The sequence below is a fragment of the Rhodococcus sp. AD45-ID genome, from assembly GCF_003023755.1.
Taxonomy (GTDB): Bacteria; Actinomycetota; Actinomycetes; order Mycobacteriales; family Mycobacteriaceae; genus Rhodococcus_F; species Rhodococcus_F globerula.
This window is the reverse complement of record NZ_PYHL01000002.1, coordinates 247,636-266,252: the sequence shown is the minus strand read 5'-3', so window position 1 is coordinate 266,252 and position 18,617 is coordinate 247,636. Positions and strand designations below refer to the sequence as shown.

The following is an 18,617-nucleotide window of genomic DNA, read 5'->3' as shown; positions in this document are numbered from 1 at the left end:
CACCTACTACTGTGCGTCGGAGATGGTCGTGAACAAGGCCCGCAGAGCGGTCAATCGATCAGCCGGGAGCACGGTGTCGCAGTAGGGCAAGGCCGCTGCCATGGAACCGGTCAGGGGTTCGAACCCGGTCGCACCTGCACGCGGATTGAGCCACACGACCCGGTGGGCGCGGCGCCGGACTCGGGCCAGAGCGCGCACAAGAATGTCGGGATCGTCACTATCCCAACCGTCGGAGGCGATGACGACTACGGCCCCTCTCAAGGTGTGTCCGTGATGTGAGGCGAGCAGTGACGCAACAGATGTTCCGATGTGGGTGCCGCCGTACCGATCGACAACTCGATTATTGGCTTCGGCGATGGCCGCGTCGGCGCTGCGATGCGCCAGGATCGGAGTGAGCCGGGTCAACGTGGTCGAGAATGCAAAAACTTCGGCGTCGCCGCGCCGGGCGGCGACTCGCATCAAATGCAAGTACATGTCCGCGTATCCGTGCATCGAGCGACTGACGTCGCACAGCACCACAATCGTGCGGGGCCGCTGCTGTGGGCGGGCACGGGCGAGGCGAACAAATTCGAATCCGGTGCGCCTCGCGATACTCATACTTGCGCGCAGGTCGACGGTTCCGCGCCGGCCGAGTCTGCGTCTTCTCCGGCGGCGCCGTGGCCAGTCCGACTCCGCTTGTTCGATCCACTGCCCGAGGAGTGCAAGATCGCTCGGGCTCAACTGAGCAAAAGGCTCCTCGGATTTCCCGGCAAGGGCGCTCGGGAGTAGTAGACCCGGCCGAACCTGGTCCGGCACGGCTTCTCGCCCACTCGACGTCGCACGCCCGATCCACGGCACGTCGATGATGTCCGCGCCCCCACTAGAAACACCAGCAACAGGAAGAGTCGCGTCGCCGACCGTGCGGTCACTGCCTACCCGCCGCGCAATCGGGTCCAGGCCCAGAGTCGCACCGACAAAAACTCGCTCGAACTGCGCGTCGAAAATCTCGAGATCTTCCTGACGGTTGATCAGAGTTATCCGCGCGGTCCAGTACAACTGTGTCCGGGTGCGTGGCGAGTGGACATGCACGGCTTCACTGAAGTTCGCGGCCCCGACGGCCGACACTCCAACTCCGTGCCGACGCAACAGGTCGACCAAGGCGGTCGCGAAGGCAGCAACATCCACACCGCGCAATAAAGTCGCGCCCGCGTCAGGAATCATCTGCTTCGGCGACGCAGCAGCACAAACACGACGATCGCCGCGGCCACCGCAACAAGAAGTGGCAGAGCACGTTTCGCGACGGACCCGCCGGCAAGTTCGACTAAGTCGAGAGGTTCGGCATTCGGTGTTTCCACAGCTTGTGCCGGTCCGGCTAGTTTCTCTTCCAACGATTCCGCGAACTCCCCCATCAACTTCTCCGATACCTGCGTGATCATGGAACTGCCGAACTGCGCCAGTTTTCCGACGATCTTCACATCGGTGTCCACACTCACTCGTGTCTGCGCTCCTTCGGGATGTAGCTGCGCGGTGATGGTGGCGCTCGCATTTCCGGATCCGCGCTTGTCACGGCCGCGGGCATTGATCACAGCCTTGTGTGTTTCTTCGTCCCTCTCCACGAATGTTGCGCGGCCGGCAAATTCGCTGAGCACCGGACCCACTTTGACTGTCACGGTGCCCAGGAAATCGTCTCCCTCGCGTCCGGTCATCTGAGCGCCTGGCAGGAGCGGCGCGATTCCTTCGAGGTCGGTGAGGGTTGTCCACGCCTCCTCGACGGGTGCGGTGACGGTGAATTCGTGTGCGATCTTCATGGTGGCCCTTTCATCAACTCGCCGCGCAGTACCGCGCGATCGTCCGGAGTTTTTGCCAATGCACCCAAGCTGACAACGACGTCATCCCGAACCAGATCAGCCACCCCCAAAGTCACAAGAGCCGATACCCAGTCGATGGTTTCGGCGACGCCCGGCGCCTTGTCGAGATCGGCACCTCGAATCTGTCCGACAAACGCGGTGGCATGCTCGATCAATGCCAGATTCGCCGACGGCACCATGCGTCGTACGATCGCAACCGCACGCTCCGGTTCGGGATAGTCGATCCAGTGGTAGAGGCAACGCCGCCGGAGCGCGTCATGGAGATCGCGGCTGCGGTTCGACGTCAAGACCACTACCGGAGGGCGCATGGCTGTGAACGTGCCCAGTTCGGGAACCGTGACGGCCGATTCACCCAGAAACTCGAGGAGCAACGCCTCGAATTCGTCGTCCGCACGGTCGATTTCGTCGACGAGCAGCACAGGAGCTGCCGGCCCGCGGTGCCGCACACATCGCAGAATCGGGCGTTCCTGCAGGAACTCCTCGGTAAACAGATCGGCTTCGTCGAGCGCATCCCCACGCGCTTCGGACAGTTTGATCGCCAGTAGCTGACGTTGGTAGTTCCAGTCGTAGAGAGCTTCGTTGGCGCTGAGCCCTTCGTAGCACTGCAACCTGATCAGCGGCGCATCGAGCGAGAGCGCCAAAGCCTTTGCCGCAGTGGTCTTCCCCACACCCGGCTCACCTTCCAGCAGCAGTGGCCGACCCAGTTCCAGAGCAAGATACAACGCCGTTGCCGTGCCCACATCCAAGAGATAGTCATATGCGTCGAAGCGGCGGATCAACTCCGCGACATCGGTGAACTCGCCGGTCATGTCTTCTCGTACTTATGCCGACAAACCGGTGAACAGAACCACACGTCGACGCCGTCATCCTCGAGATGTGGTGTGTCAGCAGTGATGGTGACAGTCATTCCACAGATCGGATCGAGGGCCGTCTTCGCCACCGGGTCATTCCGCGCAACACTCACACCATCGAGACGGATAGCGCGGACCACGTCGACAACGATGGAAAGTGCGATCTCTGCTGGCGTTTTGGCGCCGATGTACATCCCGACCGGGGTGTGAACTCGCGCTCGCTCCGAATCCGTCAACTCCAGTTGTTCGAGCACCGCGGCGCCCCGCACTCGGCTTGCGACCAGGCCGATGTACTGCACTCCGGCATCGAGCGCAGCGCGGATCGTCAGTGCCTCTTCGCCGCCGAGGCTTGCGATAATCACGGCTGTTGCATCGTCAGTCACGGCTTCCGCCGCAGAACTCCGCACAACGTCGAGGTCAAGCACACGGGCAAACTCGACCACCGCATCCGCGATCGGGGTATCGCCGTACAGAGACAGCACATGTGCCGGCAGCGTGGGTTCCAAGAATATTTCCATCGCGCCACCGGACAGACACGGGTTGACCACCACGTCGGCACCGCTGGTTTTCGGAAATGGCGACGCTCCGTCGGGAAGTACTCGCAGCAGCACACTTTCACCGCTGTCCAAAGCACCTCTGGCTGCTTCGCGTACCGAATTCTGAGCACATTGCCCGCCGACAAATCCTTCGATTGTTCCGTCCGAGAACACTATTGCCGTATCTCCGGGATGCGCCGACGTGGGTTGCTGGGCCCGGACGACGGTTGCGGTCACAAAGGGGCGCCGCTCACCGATCAATTGCTCGGCGCGCAATCGCACGTCGTGAGTGGTGCCGTTCATTGCCCAACCCTTTCTCAGATCCAGCCTTTCTCAGATAGGTGGCCTACCTCGACCATTCATCGCTTCCCACACCCGCGACGGTGTCAACGGCATGTCCGCGTGCCGAATCCCGAAGGGCTTCAACGCGTCGACCACCGCATTCACGATGGCCGGCGGCGAGCCGACGGTTGCGCTTTCCCCAATTCCCTTGGCACCGATGGGATGGTGGGGCGACGGGGTCACGGTGAACCCGGTTTCGAGGTTGGGTACTTCCATCGCTGTCGGGATGAGGTAGTCCATGAGGGAGCCGCCGAGGCAGTTGCCGTCCTCGTCGAAGCTGATGATCTCCATCAACGCCATGCCGATACCGTCGACGATACCGCCGTGCACCTGGCCCTCGATGATCATCGGATTGATCCGGGTTCCGCAGTCGTCCACCGCGAGGAATCTGCGAACAGTCACCTGCGCGGTACCCGGGTCGATGTCGACCACACAGAAGTAGGCACCATAGGGATAGGTGAGATTCTCCGGGTTGTAACAGATTTGAGCTTCGAGACCGCCTTCGATCCCCTCGGGCAGATCGGCGGCACCGTGTGCCCGCATCGCAATGTCCGCGATGGTGACCGCTGCCGACGGATCGCCTTTCACATGAAAGGACCCCTTCTCCCATTCGAGGTCCGCGACGGACACCTCGAGCATCCCCGACGCGATGATCTTGGCTTTGTCGCGCACTTTGCGTGCAACCAGCGCAGCGGCGGCACCGGAAACCGGCGTTGATCGACTGCCGTAGGTGCCGAGCCCGAATGGAGTGTTGTCGGTATCGCCGTGCACGACGTCGATATCGTCCGGCGGAATCCCAAGCTCTTCAGCCACGATCTGAGCAAACGTCGTTTCGTGCCCTTGCCCTTGTGTCTGAACCGAAATCCTCACTACCGCTTTACCGGTGGGGTGTATTCGCAATTCGCAACCGTCGGCCATTCCCAGCCCGAGGATGTCCATGTTCTTGCGTGGACCCGCGCCGACAGCCTCGGTGAAGAAGGACATGCCGATGCCCATCAATTCGCCGCGCGAGTGCTTCTCGGCTTGCTCACGTCGTAATGCGTCGTAGCCGATCATGTCCATCGCTTTGCGCATGGTTGTCGCATAGTCGCCCGAATCATATTTCCAGCCGGTCTTACTCGTGTACGGAAACTGGTCTGGCGTCAACAGGTTCTTCAATCGCAGTTCCGCGGGGTCCATGTCCAGGTCGAACGCCAGGCAGTCGACCAACCGTTCCACCAAGTAGACCGCCTCGGTGATCCGGAAGGAGCACGCGTAGGCAACTCCGCCCGGAGCCTTGTTCGTGTACACCGCCGTCATTGCGCAGTATGCAGCCTCGAGGTCGTAGCTGCCGGTGAAGACGCCGAAGAAACCGGCCGGGTATTTGGTGGGCGCCGCCGTTCCGTTGAATGCCCCGTGGTCGGCCAGCACATGAGTACGGATGGCCTGGATCTTGCCTTCCTTGGTTGCCGCGATCTCCCCGAGCATGATGTAGTCGCGGGCAAATCCTGTGCTGGTGAGGTTTTCGCTGCGATCTTCCATCCACTTGACTGGTTTCCCGGTCACGAGTGAAGCGACTATCGCGCACACATACCCCGGATAGATCGGCACCTTGTTTCCGAACCCGCCCCCGATATCCGGGGAAATCACCCGGATCTTGTGCTCGGGTAAACCTGCCACCAGAGCGTAGAGAGTGCGATGCGCGTGCGGCGCCTGACTGGTGGACCACAGGGTCAGCTTCCCGGAGACACGATCGTAATCGGCAACTGCCCCACAGGTTTCCATCGGAGCCGGGTGTACACGCGGGTAGACGATTTCCTGTTTTGTCACAACGTCGGCTGCAGCGAACACCGCGTCGGTGGCAGCTTTGTCACCGGTCTCCCAGTCGAAGCAGTGATTGTCCGTCTTGCCGTCGAGATCGGTGCGGATCACCGGTGCGTCCGGCGACAATGCAGTACGCGCGTCGATCACCGGATCGAGGATGTCGTATTCGACTTCGATCAGCTCCAAGGCGTCCCGCGCCGAGTACCGATCCTCGGCCACCACAAATGCGACCTCCTGCCCTTGAAAGCGTACTTTGTCGGTAACCAGTACCGCCTGCACGTCGCTGGACAGCGTCGGCATCCATGCAAGACCTTGCGCGGCCAGATCCGCTCCTGTCACCACCGCTTTCACCTTCGGATGTTCCTGCGCCGCAGTGGTATCGATGCTCACCAGCCGAGCATGTGCCACCGGCGCACGCAGAATTGCGAGATGCAGCATGCCAGGCAGTTGCACGTCGTCGACGTAGTGACCCTGACCTCGAATGAAGCGGGGATCTTCCTTGCGGAGCATTCGCCCATGCCCGCACGGCTTTCCGTCGTTGACCTCCAACTCAGGCGCCGAGTCCACGCTGGTCATGACGCACCTCCTACCGGATGCGCCGCTGCCCATTGCACCGAGCGCACGATCGTCGTGTATCCCGTGCAGCGGCAGATCTGACCGGAAATCGCTTCCCTGATTGTTAGTTCGTCAGGGTCAGGATCGCGATCAAGGAGCGCTCGCGCGGTGATCATCATCCCGGGAGTGCAAAAACCGCACTGCAATCCGTGGCAGTGCATGAATCCCGCTTGAATGGGGTCGAGCACACCATCTCGTTCAAGACCTTCGACGGTTCCGATCTCGTGACCGTCGGCCATAACCGCGAGCATGGTGCACGACTTCACCGGTTCCCCGTCCACCGTCACCACGCAGGTCCCACAATTGCTGGTGTCACATCCCCAGTGAGTTCCTGTGAGCTGCAGTTGGTCTCGCAGGAAATGCACCAACAACATGCGCGGTTCCACGTCTTCCGACACCGGCTCACCGTTGACCGTCATCGATACCCGCATATCAGTCTTCCCCAATCCTGGTCACAGCGCTTCGCAGAGTGCGGACGGTCAGTACGCCTGCGAGGTGGCGTTTGTAGTCGGCACTTCCGCGCTGATCGGTGACGGGCTCGCAGGCCTGCTCGGCCATCTCCCCGGCGCGCCGGTAGACCTCCTCGGACGGCGCCTTGCCCTCCAGATATCCGGAAATCGCGGCCAGCGCCTGCGGATCGGAATTGACCGCGGTAAGGCCGAGCTGTCCTCTCCTAATCGCGCCGCCTTCCATCCACACCGATGCACCCGCAGCAGTGATCGCCCAATCCCCCACGCGCCGTTCCACCTTTGCGTACGCGCTCGAACTGTCGGCCCTGCTCGCAATCCGAACCTCGACCAGAATCTCGTTTGTGCTGAGGGCCGTCTCATAGGGGCCGACATGAAATTCCGCCATCGGAATGTCGCGGGTTCCCGAAGGACCACGTACGACGCACGTCGCCTCCAACACCGAGCACACGGTGCTGAGGTCTTCCGCGGGGTCGGCCTGACACAACGAACCGCCGATGGTTCCGCGGTTTCGCACCACCGGATCGGCGATCACTTTTTCCGCGTCCCGAAAGATCGGGAAGGCGCTGGCAAGGTCGTCGGATTCGAGTAACTGACGATGACGCGCCATCGCGCCGATCCGAACGTGTCCGTCCCCGAACGTGATGTAGCCAAGTTCCTCGGCCAAGTCGTTGATGTCGATCAGATACTCGGGGTTTGCCAGTCGCAGCTTCATCATCGGAAGCAGGCTGTGTCCGCCCGCAACAACGCGCGCCTGATCGCCCAGTCGCTCCAGCAATCCGATGGCGTGGTCGATACCGGTTGCCCGCTCGTACTCGAACGGCCCAGGAACCTGCATGTGATGCACCCCACATTCGACTGTCATCTCAGCTTCTGCCGAGCGTCACAGCGAGTCAAGGGTGCCACAAGCGGTAGTGCATTTCCCCAGGTCAGCGACTCTCGGATTCCCCTGAACTGCGGTGAATGGGGCCCGCCAACCCGCTCAGCGGCTTGCCCTCACCGCCCCACCGAAGCGCGATGATCTCCGCCGCGATCGACACTGCGGTTTCCTCCGGCGTTCGCGCGCCGAGGTCCAGACCGATCGGACTCGCCAGCCTCGCCAACTCGAGGTCGGTGACACCTGCCGAGCGCAATCGTTCGAGCCTGTCTTGATGTGTGCGACGCGAACCCATCGCGCCGACAAACCCGACTTCCGGTAGCCGGAGCGCAACCTCGAGCAGGGGCACGTCGAATTTCGGATCGTGAGTCAACACGCAGATGACTGTGCGTGAGTCGATTGCGCCGGCCTCCGCCTGTGCTGCCAGGTATCGATGTGGCCAGTCGATCACCACTTCGTCGGCTGTCGGAAACCGCGACGGAGTCGCAAAAACCTCGCGGGCGTCGCACACCGTCACCCGGTACCCGAGAAATGAACCTTGCTTGGCAACCGCGGCCGCAAAATCGATGGCCCCGAATACCAGCATCCGGGCGCGGGGAGCGTAGCTCGCGACAAAAACCCGCATCCCCTCACCTCGACGCTCACCGTCCGGTCCGTACGTCAGCACTTCCGTACGTCCTGCCGCCAACAGGCCACGAGCGTCGTCGGTCACCGCGGAATCCGCGCGCGCCGATCCGATCGAACCGTCCGTGGTGTCCGGTCGTATCACCATGCGTCGGCCCACCCACGACGGATCCGAGTGAGTTATGACGGTTGCCACCGCTACCGGGCGATGCTCCTCGACATCGGTGGCCACACTCTCGAGGCTGTCGAACGTCTGCCTCGACACAGCTTCGACAAAGACCTCGATCGTGCCGCCGCATGTCAGCCCCACTGCAAAGGCGTCGTCGTCGGCAACGCCGTACCTTTCGAGGGTCGGTACACCGGATTCGATTACCTCCGTGGCTGTTTCATACACGGCACCTTCGACGCACCCACCCGACACCGAGCCGGTAACCGAACCGTCCGGGGCCACCAGCATCGACGCGCCCGGCATCCGGGGAGCTGACCGGAACGTCCGCACCACTGTTCCGACACCTGCCGTACCGTCGGCTCGCCACACCTTCATCAGTTCGGACAGAACATCCCGCATCTGCAGCTCCCATTCGGCGTCTTCTCCTATCGAGCGTATTCCAGACGGGGGTGATCGAGCGCCGTCACGGGGGAAGGTAATATCGTCTCCGCGCCTCCGTAGCTCAGGGGATAGAGCAAGAGCCTTCTAATCTCTTGGTCGCAGGTTCGAATCCTGCCGGGGGCACCATACTTTCTGGTCAGAACGGTGGTGGCTCGTTCACCACGTGGGATGGAATCGCAGCGCGAGGCTCCACACCCACTCGAGCCGGCCGCCGTCGCCGCCATCCCGCCACCGTGGAATCGAGCATGAACTCGAGATCTGCCTCGACACCCCGGCCATGGCATCGGAACAATCGCTCAACCACATGACTTTCCGTAAGCCGGAACCGCTCGACTTCATCGGGCTGCACATCGGGATCACAAAACGCACCCCGCGGCTTCGTCACGACAAGAGAACCAGTCGGTGCGACCCATTCGAGTTGGCCACCTCCGATCTGCCGCACGGTCCAGTACCCCCAGGTCTTGAGCCGATGATGCTTGCGGCACACGGACGCCAGGTTCTGCTCGGTGGTGAGCCCACCGCGGTCAGGATTCTCGTGATTGAACGGCACCGTATGATCGAGATCGCAATTCTCGGCCCGCACACCACAATTCGGGAACCGGCACGTACCGTCGCGGGTCCGGACCGTCCGCGCAAGCGCAGCCGAAGGTCGATACGTCCGCTCCTCCCGGTACCGCTTCCGCGCTGCAACGGCGGCAGGTGACACCAATGGTGCGCTCGACCGCCTACCCACTCCGAGTACAGGTCCGCCAGTCTTGAAACCATGTGTTCCCGTGAGGTTTTGGCAGAGAATATGACGATCCTTCTCCGAGAGCGTCAGCACTTGCCGCCACACAGCATCGGCCGCAATTTCCCGCGCCAACTCCGCATCGATAGCACCGTACCCATGCAGAAAAGCCGGTAGATCATCAAAACCGAGCAACGTGGAAACATTGACGCCCACCAGAATTGTCGCTTGCGACGGGGCTGATACCGGCTCCACATCCCGCCCACAATCAGTGCCACATGCACAGGCGAGAACCGCCCGCCCCTCCGACAGCGCTACCAAGGCGTCGGCGCGACGTTGCGCCAAGGTTCGAGGATCGCGCGCACATACCTGCCGCGACATCGTCTGCAGCTTTGCCGCCACAATCTGGGCACCAACCGCCGGCAGCACACCGTCGAGCGTCGACATACCGTCAACACCTGCACTGATCCGCACATCGCGGTCTTCCTGCGCGCGCCGCCGGCGAGCACGGGCACCTTCCGGATCATGGCGTGCGATCAGGCTGCGCGCTCGGGCCTTGAGCCTACTGCTGCTGCATTTGTCGGCGCCGTCCAGAAGTAACTGTTCAATGAGATCAAGTGCATCATCGGACACATTGGCCAGCGCATCCGAAAGCGCTGTCGCCTTACCGAGATCAATCTCTCCCGACGCAAATGCCGCAGACACCCGATGCAACCGCAAGCGCAGATCGCACCCCAACGAGATCATCCGCGTCGCCGCATATTCGGTGATACTCAGAACGAACGCAACTTCGACATGTACGAATTCACCCTGAACCGCGGCATTGCGACCGGCATTCTCATCCTCGGAGCACCGCTCGAAATACAGCGACGTGACGGCATCAACCTCGAGGAACTGGGCGCGCGCAATGGAAGCATGTCCTTCGACCAATGCATCCACAATGCCGCTCATCAACACCCCCCAGTTCGAACGTACATTCGATTCTAACAGCAATCAATACCTATGGGAATATCTGCGTCACAACACTTTTGAATAAACCCGCGCCGGCGCAGCCTTCTCCAACCTGTCCAGGGCCGCAACCAACCGCACAAAATGATCGGTGTGCGTGTGAGCGTCCAGGTGGGCCTGGGATTCCCATTCCTCCACCAACATCAGCTCGCCGGGATTGTCGCTTTGCTGCAGCAATTCGTAGCTGATGCAGCCGCTCTCCTTGCGGGTCTCGCGAACAAGTTCGCGGTAGATATCTATGACCTGCGCGAGATTTTCCGGTTCGACCGCACTGCCCACCAACACCCTGATCGCTGACATTCGGCAATCCTGCCCGAACCCACCGACAAGTCGAGAGCAGGCGCAATGTCTGTGAAACATTCCCGATACAGAAGGTTCGTAAAGTGATCGGCAATCGGGTCGCAACAAGCTGCCCTGGGCCGCGCGAGGGGTACGTAGATGAGTGGAAATGCAGTTCGTCTGCAAGCGATCAAGGACGTCGAGGCCTACACACCTCCCGTCGTGAGTTTCTCAGGCGACGAAGCTCCCGGCGAGGTGTTCGGCGCCAACGTGTTCAACAAAGTGGTGATGCAGAAGCGCCTGCCCAAGCAGATCTACAAGTCCGTGATCGCCACGATCGAACAGGGCAAGCCCCTCGACCCGGCGGTTGCAGACGCCGTTGCATCGGCCATGAAGGACTGGGCACTCGAGAAGGGCGCCACCCACTACGCGCATGTCTTCTACCCACTGACCGGACTGACGGCCGAGAAGCACGACAGCTTCTTCGAGCCGGTCGGCGACGGGTCTGCGCTCGCCGAATTTGCGGGCAAGACACTCATCCAGGGTGAGCCGGATGCGTCGAGCTTCCCCAACGGCGGCCTGCGCAACACGTTCGAGGCTCGCGGATACACCGGCTGGGACGTCACCAGCCCGGCATACGTTCTCGAGAACCCCAACGGCAATACCCTCTGCATCCCTACGGTTTTCGTATCGATGACCGGCGAAGCGCTCGACCACAAGACTCCGCTGCTCCGCTCGCAGCAGGTGATGGGCGTGCACGCCGAACGCATCCTGAAGCTGTTCGGCCACACCGAACCCGAGCAGATTGTGTCCTTCTGCGGTCCCGAGCAGGAGTACTTCCTGATCGATCGGCACTTCTTCCTCGCCCGCCCCGACCTGCTCAATGCCGGCCGCACGCTCTTCGGCACCAAGCCACCCAAGGGCCAGGAGTTCGACGACCACTACTTCGGCGCCATCCCCGAGCGAGTCCTCGGCTTCATGATGGATACCGAACGCGAACTGTTCAAACTCGGCATTCCCGCGAAGACCCGTCACAACGAGGTTGCTCCCGGCCAGTTCGAGATCGCGCCGATGTTCGAGCGCGGCAACATCGCCGCCGACCATCAGCAGCTGTTGATGACCACGTTCAAGACCGTCGCCAAGAAGCACGGCATGGAGTGCCTATTCCACGAGAAGCCGTTCGACGGTGTCAACGGCTCGGGCAAGCACGTCAACTTCTCGTTGGGTAACTCGGAACTCGGCAGTTTGCTTGTCCCAGGCGATAATCCGCACGACAATGCTCAGTTCCTGGTGTTCTGTGCAGCTGTGATCCGCGCCGTCCACAAGTACGCGGGACTCCTGCGCGCCTCCGTGGCGTCGGCTACCAACGATCACCGCCTCGGCGCCAACGAGGCTCCGCCCGCGATCATCTCGATCTTCCTCGGCGACCAACTGGCCGACGTGTTCGAGCAGATCGCCAAGGGTGCTGCGACGTCGTCGAAGGACAAGGGCACCATGATGATCGGTGCCGACACGCTCCCCGTTCTCCCTACTGATCCCGGCGACCGCAACCGGACCAGCCCATTTGCCTTCACCGGCAACAGGTTCGAGTTCCGCGCTCCGGGTTCCATGCAGACCGTCAACGGTCCGATGGTGACCATCAACACGATCATGGCCGAAGCTCTCGACTACATGGCAACCGAACTCGAAACGGCAGTTGCCGACGGTGCCGATTTCGACACCGCGGTTCAGAACCTGCTGACCGACATCATCACCAACCACGGTGCCGTCGTCTTCAACGGTGACGGCTACTCGGAAAACTGGCAGATCGAAGCGGAGGCACGCGGCCTGCCCAACCTACGGACCACGTTGGACGCTTTGCCCGAACTCATCTCCGAATCCGCTTTGGAGCTCTTCGACAAGTACAACGTCTTCAACCATCGAGAGATGCACAGCCGCTACGAGGTCGGCCTCGAGCAGTACGCGCTGAGTATCGGCGTCGAGGCACGCCTTGCGGTTGAAATCGGCACGACGCTGATCCTGCCCGCCGCAGTCCGCCATCAGACCGAGATCGCGCAGAACTTCGTTGCATTGAAGGCTGCCGGCCTCGAACCGGATTCAGCGCCGCTGACCGAGGTTTCCGAACCGGTGACCGCTCTTCGGGCAGCACTTGCCGCTTTGCGCGCGGCGATCAAGGAAATTCCCCACGACTCGCCGCTCGAGGCAGCCACGCATGCGCAGGAGGCTTTGATGCCGGCCATGGCGGATGTTCGCACCGCTGCGGATCTCCTGGAAACCATGGTTGCGGACGACCACTGGCCACTTCCCACCTATCAGGAAATGCTCTACATCCTCTGACGACAAAGAATATGGCCTGCAACCGAATTCCGGTTGCAGGCCATATTGTTATGCCATATTTTTATTCTCCGGGCATTCTCATCTCCAGGAGCTGAGCCTCACCGGTTGTCGCGGGGTCCGGCCGGTCGCGCGAATCCGACGACGACATCTTCATGCCCGTCAGGTCGGTCTGCATATAGATCACGTTGTAGCGATCCCACGTTGTAGCGACAAACTCGAGCGTGTTGCCGGTTCGAGAGGTCCACGGGTGCATGAACCCGCCGTACAGACTCGGCAGGGTATATCCGCTCAGAAGGGTCTGCGTGCCACTCCACGGCCCCTCGGGATGATCGGCCTGCCGAATCACCAGACTGCCGTCCGCGCTGGTGTACATCGCGACGTACTTGTCGAGATAGTCGTTCCACTGCACCGCGAGTTCACTGACCGGGGCCTTGATGACCTGCACCGCGTCGTCGGAGTTCGCACTCCAACCCGAACCGTCCCAATACGTGTAGGCAAGGGGGTTTCGCAGTTCTGCACCGAGGACACGCGCCAAAACTGCCTTACCGAAGCGTCCCGACGGGGTGCCGTACTCGTAGATATAGCCGTCGCCACCGTCGACGAACGCGCTCTGCTGAAAGTTCTCGTTGATCGAGGACACTGCCGGAATTCCCGGGATGTCGAGGCCAGGAGTGTTGGCGCGTACCGTCGCGGGCTCGATGTCCCAGTTCTCGCCGTTATCCGTCGAGTAGGCCAGCGCCGAGTAGTTGGTTGTCCAGGCGCCCGGCTCGTCCCACGTACGAACCGACATGAACCGGATGTATTGCACACCGCCGTAGGAGATGCCGGCCGTCGGGATCGTGGTGAACTCGAACGGGATGCCGAATCCCGGGATGATCTCCTTGGAGTGATTCGGAAGGTCCTTGGGTGAACTGTCGATCCGAAGCCGGTCCTGGAAATCGGTGTTACTACTGCGGAAGAGCACATTGCTGCGCCAGTCGTCGCCGTCGACCTCGCAGTCGCCGACAGTGTCACCGAATGCCATCAACACGTTGTGGTCAGCTCCGGAAAGCCCGTTGTCCCACATGATTCCGAGGTCTGTACCCGAGACGTTGAACCGGTTGATCGTGTCGTTCGGGCTGCCAGGGCCGGTCACCATTTCGATTGCCTTGGTCCGGCCGGTCAATACGGGCAATGCGCCGTTCGGTGCGCCCGTGATCCAGGGCAAAGAATTGACCAGCGATCCCGTGCCGGCAGAGCCCGAGAGGGAACCCGTCATCGAACCCGTCAGCGAGCCAAGCGAACCGGTACCGCCTGCCCCACACGGTCCACCTATCGCCGATGCCGCTGGGGCTGACGCGATGGTTGCCGCAATCGTGACTACACCTATGGACAACAACGCTGACACAGACCGTTTCGAGCGCACACGCATCCCCTCTGTCTATTTGTTCGCTCCGCCAGCAAACCACCAGCGCAGTGTTAACAGAGTGAAAGAAGAGCAAATCGTTATAAAACGGTCACTTGATTTCCCGGAAAAACCCGGTGTGGCGGATTTCACCTTCGCCCAACGGATGCCGGATTGGGCAACAAAGGCGCCTACTATGTAACGGAAATGTAAAAAAGTACTCACAATGTCAGGTAGGTGAGCGGTGTCCGTACGTGACCGCGTAGCGCAGATTTATGATCAGGTGTTGGTTCGCAATGCAGGTGAGCCGGAGTTCCACCAGGCTGCAGCCGAAGTTTTCGAATCTCTCCACGTCGTACTCGAGCGCCACCCGCGCTACGCCGACGCCGGGCTGATCGAGCGCCTGTGCGAGCCGGAACGCCAGATCATCTTCCGCGTGCCGTGGACCGACGACAACGGCAATGTTCACGTCAACCGTGGCTTCCGCGTCCAGTACAACAGCGCACTCGGCCCGTACAAGGGCGGCCTGCGGTTCCACCCCAGTGTCAACCTGGGCATCGTGAAGTTCCTCGGCTTCGAGCAGATCTTCAAGAACTCCCTCACCGGCCTGCCCATCGGCGGCGGCAAGGGTGGATCGGACTTCGATCCCAAGGGCCGCACCGACGCAGAGGTCATGCGTTTCTGTCAGTCCTTCATGACGGAACTGCAGCGCCACATCGGTGAATACACCGACGTTCCGGCCGGCGACATCGGCGTCGGTGGCCGCGAGATCGGTTACCTGTTCGGCCAGTACAAGCGACTGACCAACACCTACGAGTCCGGCGTTCTCACCGGCAAGGGCATCACCTGGGGCGGGTCTCAGGTCCGCACCGAGGCCACCGGCTACGGCGTTGCGTACTTCGTCGCCGAAATGCTCAAGGCCAAGGGCGAAGACCTCGAGGGCAAGAACGTCGTGATCTCCGGATCCGGCAACGTCGCCATCTACGCGATCCAGAAGATCCACAAGCTCGGCGGCGTCGCGATCGCCTGCTCCGACTCCTCGGGGTACATCGTGGACAAGAAGGGCATCGACCTCGACCTCCTCAAGGAGATCAAGGAAGTTCGCCGCGGCCGCATCAGCGAGTACGCCGACGCCGTTCCGCACGCACAGTTCATCGCCGGCGGTTCCATCTGGGACGTGCCGTGCGACGTTGCACTCCCCTGCGCAACCCAGAACGAGCTCGATGAAGACGCCGCAAAGACCTTGATCGCCAACGGCGTTCAGGCTGTTGCCGAAGGCGCGAACATGCCCACCACCCCCGGTGGCATCGCACTCTTCCGCGACTCCAACGTCGCGTTTGCTCCAGGTAAGGCAGCAAACGCCGGTGGCGTCGCCACCTCGGCTCTCGAAATGCAGCAGAACGCGTCACGCGATTCCTGGAGCTTCGAGTACACCGACGAGCGTCTCGCCCGCATCATGCGTGGCATCCACAGCCGCACCATCAACACGGCTGCCGAGTACGGCAAGCCTGGCGACTACGTGCACGGCGCGAACATCGCCGGCTTCGTCAAGGTCGCCGACGCCATGATCTCGCTGGGCGTTATCTAAGAAGTACCGTCCAACCGGCAAAGGACGCCTCCACTGTGTGGGGGCGTCCTTTGCGTTGATGAAACAGTGTTGCTGGATCAGCGTTGACGAATCAGCGTTGCCGGCTCAGTTAAGTCGGTGGTTCGGTTGTGTCGTCGGCGGCGGCTTTCTTTGCCGCCTCACGCATTTCGATACCGTCGGATACCCAGTCCCCGATTTCCCGGGTCACGTCGCGGACTGCACCGGCGATGATCATCGCGATGGATCCGACGTGCGTAGCCGCCGATTCCGTCAATTCCTGGACGGTGTCTTTGCGACGTTCAAATTTCCCGACCATCACGTGTGCGCCTCTCAGGCTACGGTTCTCTGGCGTTCGACAATAACACCGGTAAGACTCTGTGACTTGATCATTCCAGGCGGCAAGGCAAACTTGAAGATCTTGCCCCATACCGATCCGATCTGCTTCCAGAAGCCACCCGTGTTGTACGGCAAACCGTACTGCGCGCACAGTGCCTCGACCTCAGGCGCAATCTGCGGGTACCGATGTGCCGGCAGGTCCGGGAACAGATGATGTTCGATCTGGTGGGACAAGTTGCCGGACATGATGTGGAACAACGGACTGCCTTGGATGTTGGCACTGCCGAGCATCTGACGGACATACCACTGCCCCCGAGTCTCCTCGGCCGTCTCGTCCTCTGTGAAACTCTGTACGCCGGTGGGGAAATGGCCGCAGAAGATGATCGAGTAGGTCCATACGTTCCGGACCAGATTTGCGGTGACATTTCCTGCCAGAGTGGTGGCGAACAGCGGTCCGGTAAGAGCCGGGAAGATAACGTAGTCCTTGAGGACCTGCTTGCCTGCCTTCTTCCACCAACCCTTGATCAGCGGTTTGACGTCGTACCATTTCCGCTTGCCGGCGAGGACATTCTCGATCTCCAGATCATGCATCATGACGCCCCACTCGAAGAGCATCATCAGGGCAAACGCCCATACCGGATTACCGAGGTAATAGGGGTTCCATTTTTGGGCTGGGTCGATACGCAGAATGCCGTATCCGATATCCCGGTCTTTGCCCAGAATATTTGTGTAGGTGTGATGCATGTAGTTGTGCGAGTGACGCCACTGGTCCGACGGACACACCGTATCCCATTCGAACACTTCGGAATTGAGGCCTGGTTCACGCATCCAGTCGTACTGACCGTGCATGACGTTGTGCCCGATCTCCATGTTGTCCAGGATCTTCGAGATACTCAGCGCGCCCACCGCTGCGAGCCACACCGGCGGCAGGAAGCCAAGGTACATCAGACCTCGGCCGGCAACCTCGAAACCACGCTGCGCCTTGATGATCCGATAAATGTATTCGCGGTCCTCGGCGCCGAGCGATGCGACCGTGCGATCCCGGATCGCATCCAACTCACGGCCGATTTCCTCGACCTGGTCGTAGGTGAGTACTACCGGAGCGTCGGGGTTCTTATCAGGTCCGTTGCCCAGGAAAGGGAGTGTAGAAAGGGAAAGTCCAAACATGACAGTCTCCAAAAAGTGTTGGTGTCTTCGCTCAGATATCCACGGCGACGTCGCCGACGGGTGCGCTGACACAGAGTTGGATCTTCTTGTCGGGTTCGTCGTCGGTCTCACCGGTGCGAATGTTGCGTGTTCGGCCGAGCTTCTTGACGGAGGTACACGAGAAGCAGATGCCCATCCGGCAGCCGTATTCCGGACTCAGCCCCGCGGCTTCCGCCTGTTCGAGGAGGGTTTTGCCTGAGTTTTCGGCCGCCACTCCACTTTTCGTGAACGACACTTCGCCGCCTGCGTCGCCGGGTTCAGCTGCGGCGGGTGCAAACTCCTCGGTATGGAGCAGGTGCTCGATGTCGAGTTCACGAAAGACCTCGCGCACACCGTGCATCAGCCCGGGTGGCCCGCAGAGGTACGCCTGCGCATCGGCCGTTTCCGGATCGGCAATCCAGGGCGCGACCGCGCTCAGGTGCGTGTTGTCGAAGAAACCGTCCAGGTCTCCCCCACCGGATTCGGTGTACACGAGTACCAGTTTCACATTCCGATGCTGCTCAGCGATGCCCTTCAACGCGTGGAGATACGACACATCCTTCTTGGTGTTCACGTAATGCAGGAACACGATCTCGCCGCGATGTTCTGCGTCGACGAGGGTGCGCAGCATCGACATCACCGGGGTGATTCCACTGCCACCGCTGATCAGGAGTATGTGGGAGGGCCGTTCGATGGGGAGCGTAAAAACACCGTCGGCCTGCGACAAGCTGACTACAAGTCCCGGTTCGGCATGCGCGTTCAAATACTGCGACACCAGCCCACCGGGATGAGCTTTCACGGTGAGTTCGATAAGGCCATCACGGCTGGACGCAGAACCAGCCGGTGAGTAGCAGCGGGTATGACGCACCCCGTCGATCACGACGCCTACCTGGACGAACTGTCCGGCAGAGAATCCGCGCCACTGGCGCGTCGGACGCAGGGTCAATGTCACTGAATCAGCGGTCGGATGGTCGACCGCTACGACCTGCGCGCGAATGTCGCGCACCGTCGCCATGGGATTGACGAGTTCGAGGTACCGATCGATCTGATGCGGAGCAGCCATGGCTTCGATCAGGGCCAGCCCGCGTCTGGCCAGAGTCTTGGAGGTTGATGCCATTGTCAGCCACTCCTTCCAGGTTGCATAATTTCAGTGTACAAATGTTCACTGATAATAGTGTGACAGGTGCACACAGGTATATGT

At 61.1% G+C, this 18,617-nt stretch carries 16 protein-coding genes and 1 tRNA gene; 3 read left to right on the top strand and 14 right to left on the bottom strand.

What is annotated here, in order from left to right:
- Positions 1-6 precede the first annotated feature (6 nt).
- The 8 genes from C7T36_RS17370 to C7T36_RS17335 form a co-directional block, all read right to left on the bottom strand.
- Positions 7-1,200: a VWA domain-containing protein gene (locus C7T36_RS17370; RefSeq protein WP_045066919.1), complete on the bottom strand. Its 1,194-nt coding sequence runs from the start codon at positions 1,198-1,200 to the stop codon at positions 7-9.
- On the bottom strand, positions 1,197-1,787 hold the full coding sequence (locus C7T36_RS17365; RefSeq protein WP_045066918.1) for an SRPBCC family protein: 591 nt from the start codon (positions 1,785-1,787) through the stop codon (positions 1,197-1,199). Before C7T36_RS17365 ends, C7T36_RS17370 begins: the two co-directional genes overlap by 4 nt.
- The gene (locus C7T36_RS17360; protein WP_045066917.1) at positions 1,784-2,656 is read right to left on the bottom strand and encodes a MoxR family ATPase; all 873 of its coding nucleotides are present in this window, start codon (positions 2,654-2,656) and stop codon (positions 1,784-1,786) included. The genes C7T36_RS17365 and C7T36_RS17360 overlap by 4 nt, the downstream gene beginning before the upstream one ends.
- A complete protein-coding gene (locus tag C7T36_RS17355) occupies positions 2,653-3,537 on the bottom strand; it encodes an XdhC family protein (RefSeq protein ID WP_045066916.1) in 885 nt (294 codons plus the stop codon). The genes C7T36_RS17360 and C7T36_RS17355 overlap by 4 nt, the downstream gene beginning before the upstream one ends.
- A gap of 30 nt (positions 3,538-3,567) precedes the next feature.
- Positions 3,568-5,955, bottom strand: a complete 2,388-nt coding sequence (locus tag C7T36_RS17350; RefSeq protein WP_033232800.1) for an aerobic carbon-monoxide dehydrogenase large subunit — start codon at positions 5,953-5,955, stop codon at positions 3,568-3,570.
- Positions 5,952-6,425: a (2Fe-2S)-binding protein gene (locus C7T36_RS17345; protein ID WP_045066915.1), complete on the bottom strand. Its 474-nt coding sequence runs from the start codon at positions 6,423-6,425 to the stop codon at positions 5,952-5,954. Before C7T36_RS17345 ends, C7T36_RS17350 begins: the two co-directional genes overlap by 4 nt.
- A gap of 1 nt (position 6,426) precedes the next feature.
- Positions 6,427-7,299 (bottom strand): xanthine dehydrogenase family protein subunit M, encoded by an 873-nt coding sequence (locus C7T36_RS17340; RefSeq protein ID WP_045066914.1) that lies wholly within the window; start codon positions 7,297-7,299, stop codon positions 6,427-6,429.
- 91 nt (positions 7,300-7,390) lie between these two features.
- Positions 7,391-8,530 carry an XdhC/CoxI family protein gene (locus C7T36_RS17335; protein WP_045066913.1) on the bottom strand — a complete coding sequence of 380 codons (1,140 nt, stop codon included), beginning with the start codon at positions 8,528-8,530 and terminating at the stop codon, positions 7,391-7,393.
- A gap of 92 nt (positions 8,531-8,622) precedes the next feature.
- Here C7T36_RS17335 and C7T36_RS17330 point away from each other — a divergent pair.
- Positions 8,623-8,698, top strand: a tRNA-Arg gene (locus C7T36_RS17330).
- Between the two features lie 10 nt (positions 8,699-8,708).
- Here C7T36_RS17330 and C7T36_RS17325 read toward each other — a convergent pair.
- Together C7T36_RS17325 and C7T36_RS17320 are read right to left on the bottom strand one after the other, a co-directional pair.
- Positions 8,709-10,250 carry an HNH endonuclease signature motif containing protein gene (locus C7T36_RS17325; RefSeq protein ID WP_045067883.1) on the bottom strand — a complete coding sequence of 514 codons (1,542 nt, stop codon included), beginning with the start codon at positions 10,248-10,250 and terminating at the stop codon, positions 8,709-8,711.
- Positions 10,251-10,316: 66 nt separating this feature from the next.
- Positions 10,317-10,607 carry a putative quinol monooxygenase gene (locus tag C7T36_RS17320; RefSeq protein ID WP_045066912.1) on the bottom strand — a complete coding sequence of 97 codons (291 nt, stop codon included), beginning with the start codon at positions 10,605-10,607 and terminating at the stop codon, positions 10,317-10,319.
- Positions 10,608-10,745: 138 nt separating this feature from the next.
- On the opposite strand from C7T36_RS17320, the gene C7T36_RS17315 reads away from it, so the two are divergent.
- Positions 10,746-12,923: a glutamine synthetase III gene (locus C7T36_RS17315; RefSeq protein ID WP_033232790.1), complete on the top strand. Its 2,178-nt coding sequence runs from the start codon at positions 10,746-10,748 to the stop codon at positions 12,921-12,923.
- Between the two features lie 61 nt (positions 12,924-12,984).
- Here the strand turns inward: C7T36_RS17315 and C7T36_RS17310 are convergent, their stop codons facing one another.
- A complete protein-coding gene (locus tag C7T36_RS17310) occupies positions 12,985-14,334 on the bottom strand; it encodes a DUF4185 domain-containing protein (RefSeq protein ID WP_181317488.1) in 1,350 nt (449 codons plus the stop codon).
- A 217-nt stretch (positions 14,335-14,551) separates the two neighbouring features.
- On the opposite strand from C7T36_RS17310, the gene gdhA reads away from it, so the two are divergent.
- Positions 14,552-15,895, top strand: a complete 1,344-nt coding sequence (gene gdhA, locus C7T36_RS17305) for an NADP-specific glutamate dehydrogenase (RefSeq protein WP_033232785.1) — start codon at positions 14,552-14,554, stop codon at positions 15,893-15,895.
- Positions 15,896-16,004: 109 nt separating this feature from the next.
- Here gdhA and C7T36_RS17300 read toward each other — a convergent pair whose 3' ends face one another.
- Genes C7T36_RS17300 through C7T36_RS17290 form a run of 3 tightly spaced genes read right to left on the bottom strand, consistent with a single transcriptional unit; the run spans position 16,005 to position 18,533 of the window.
- A complete protein-coding gene (locus tag C7T36_RS17300; protein ID WP_033232783.1) occupies positions 16,005-16,211 on the bottom strand; it encodes a hypothetical protein in 207 nt (68 codons plus the stop codon).
- 14 nt (positions 16,212-16,225) lie between these two features.
- Positions 16,226-17,398: an acyl-CoA desaturase gene (locus C7T36_RS17295; RefSeq protein ID WP_045066911.1), complete on the bottom strand. Its 1,173-nt coding sequence runs from the start codon at positions 17,396-17,398 to the stop codon at positions 16,226-16,228.
- A gap of 31 nt (positions 17,399-17,429) precedes the next feature.
- Entirely contained in the window at positions 17,430-18,533 is a 1,104-nt protein-coding gene (locus C7T36_RS17290; protein WP_106939765.1) for a ferredoxin reductase, read from the bottom strand.
- Between the last annotated feature and the right edge of the window lie 84 nt (positions 18,534-18,617).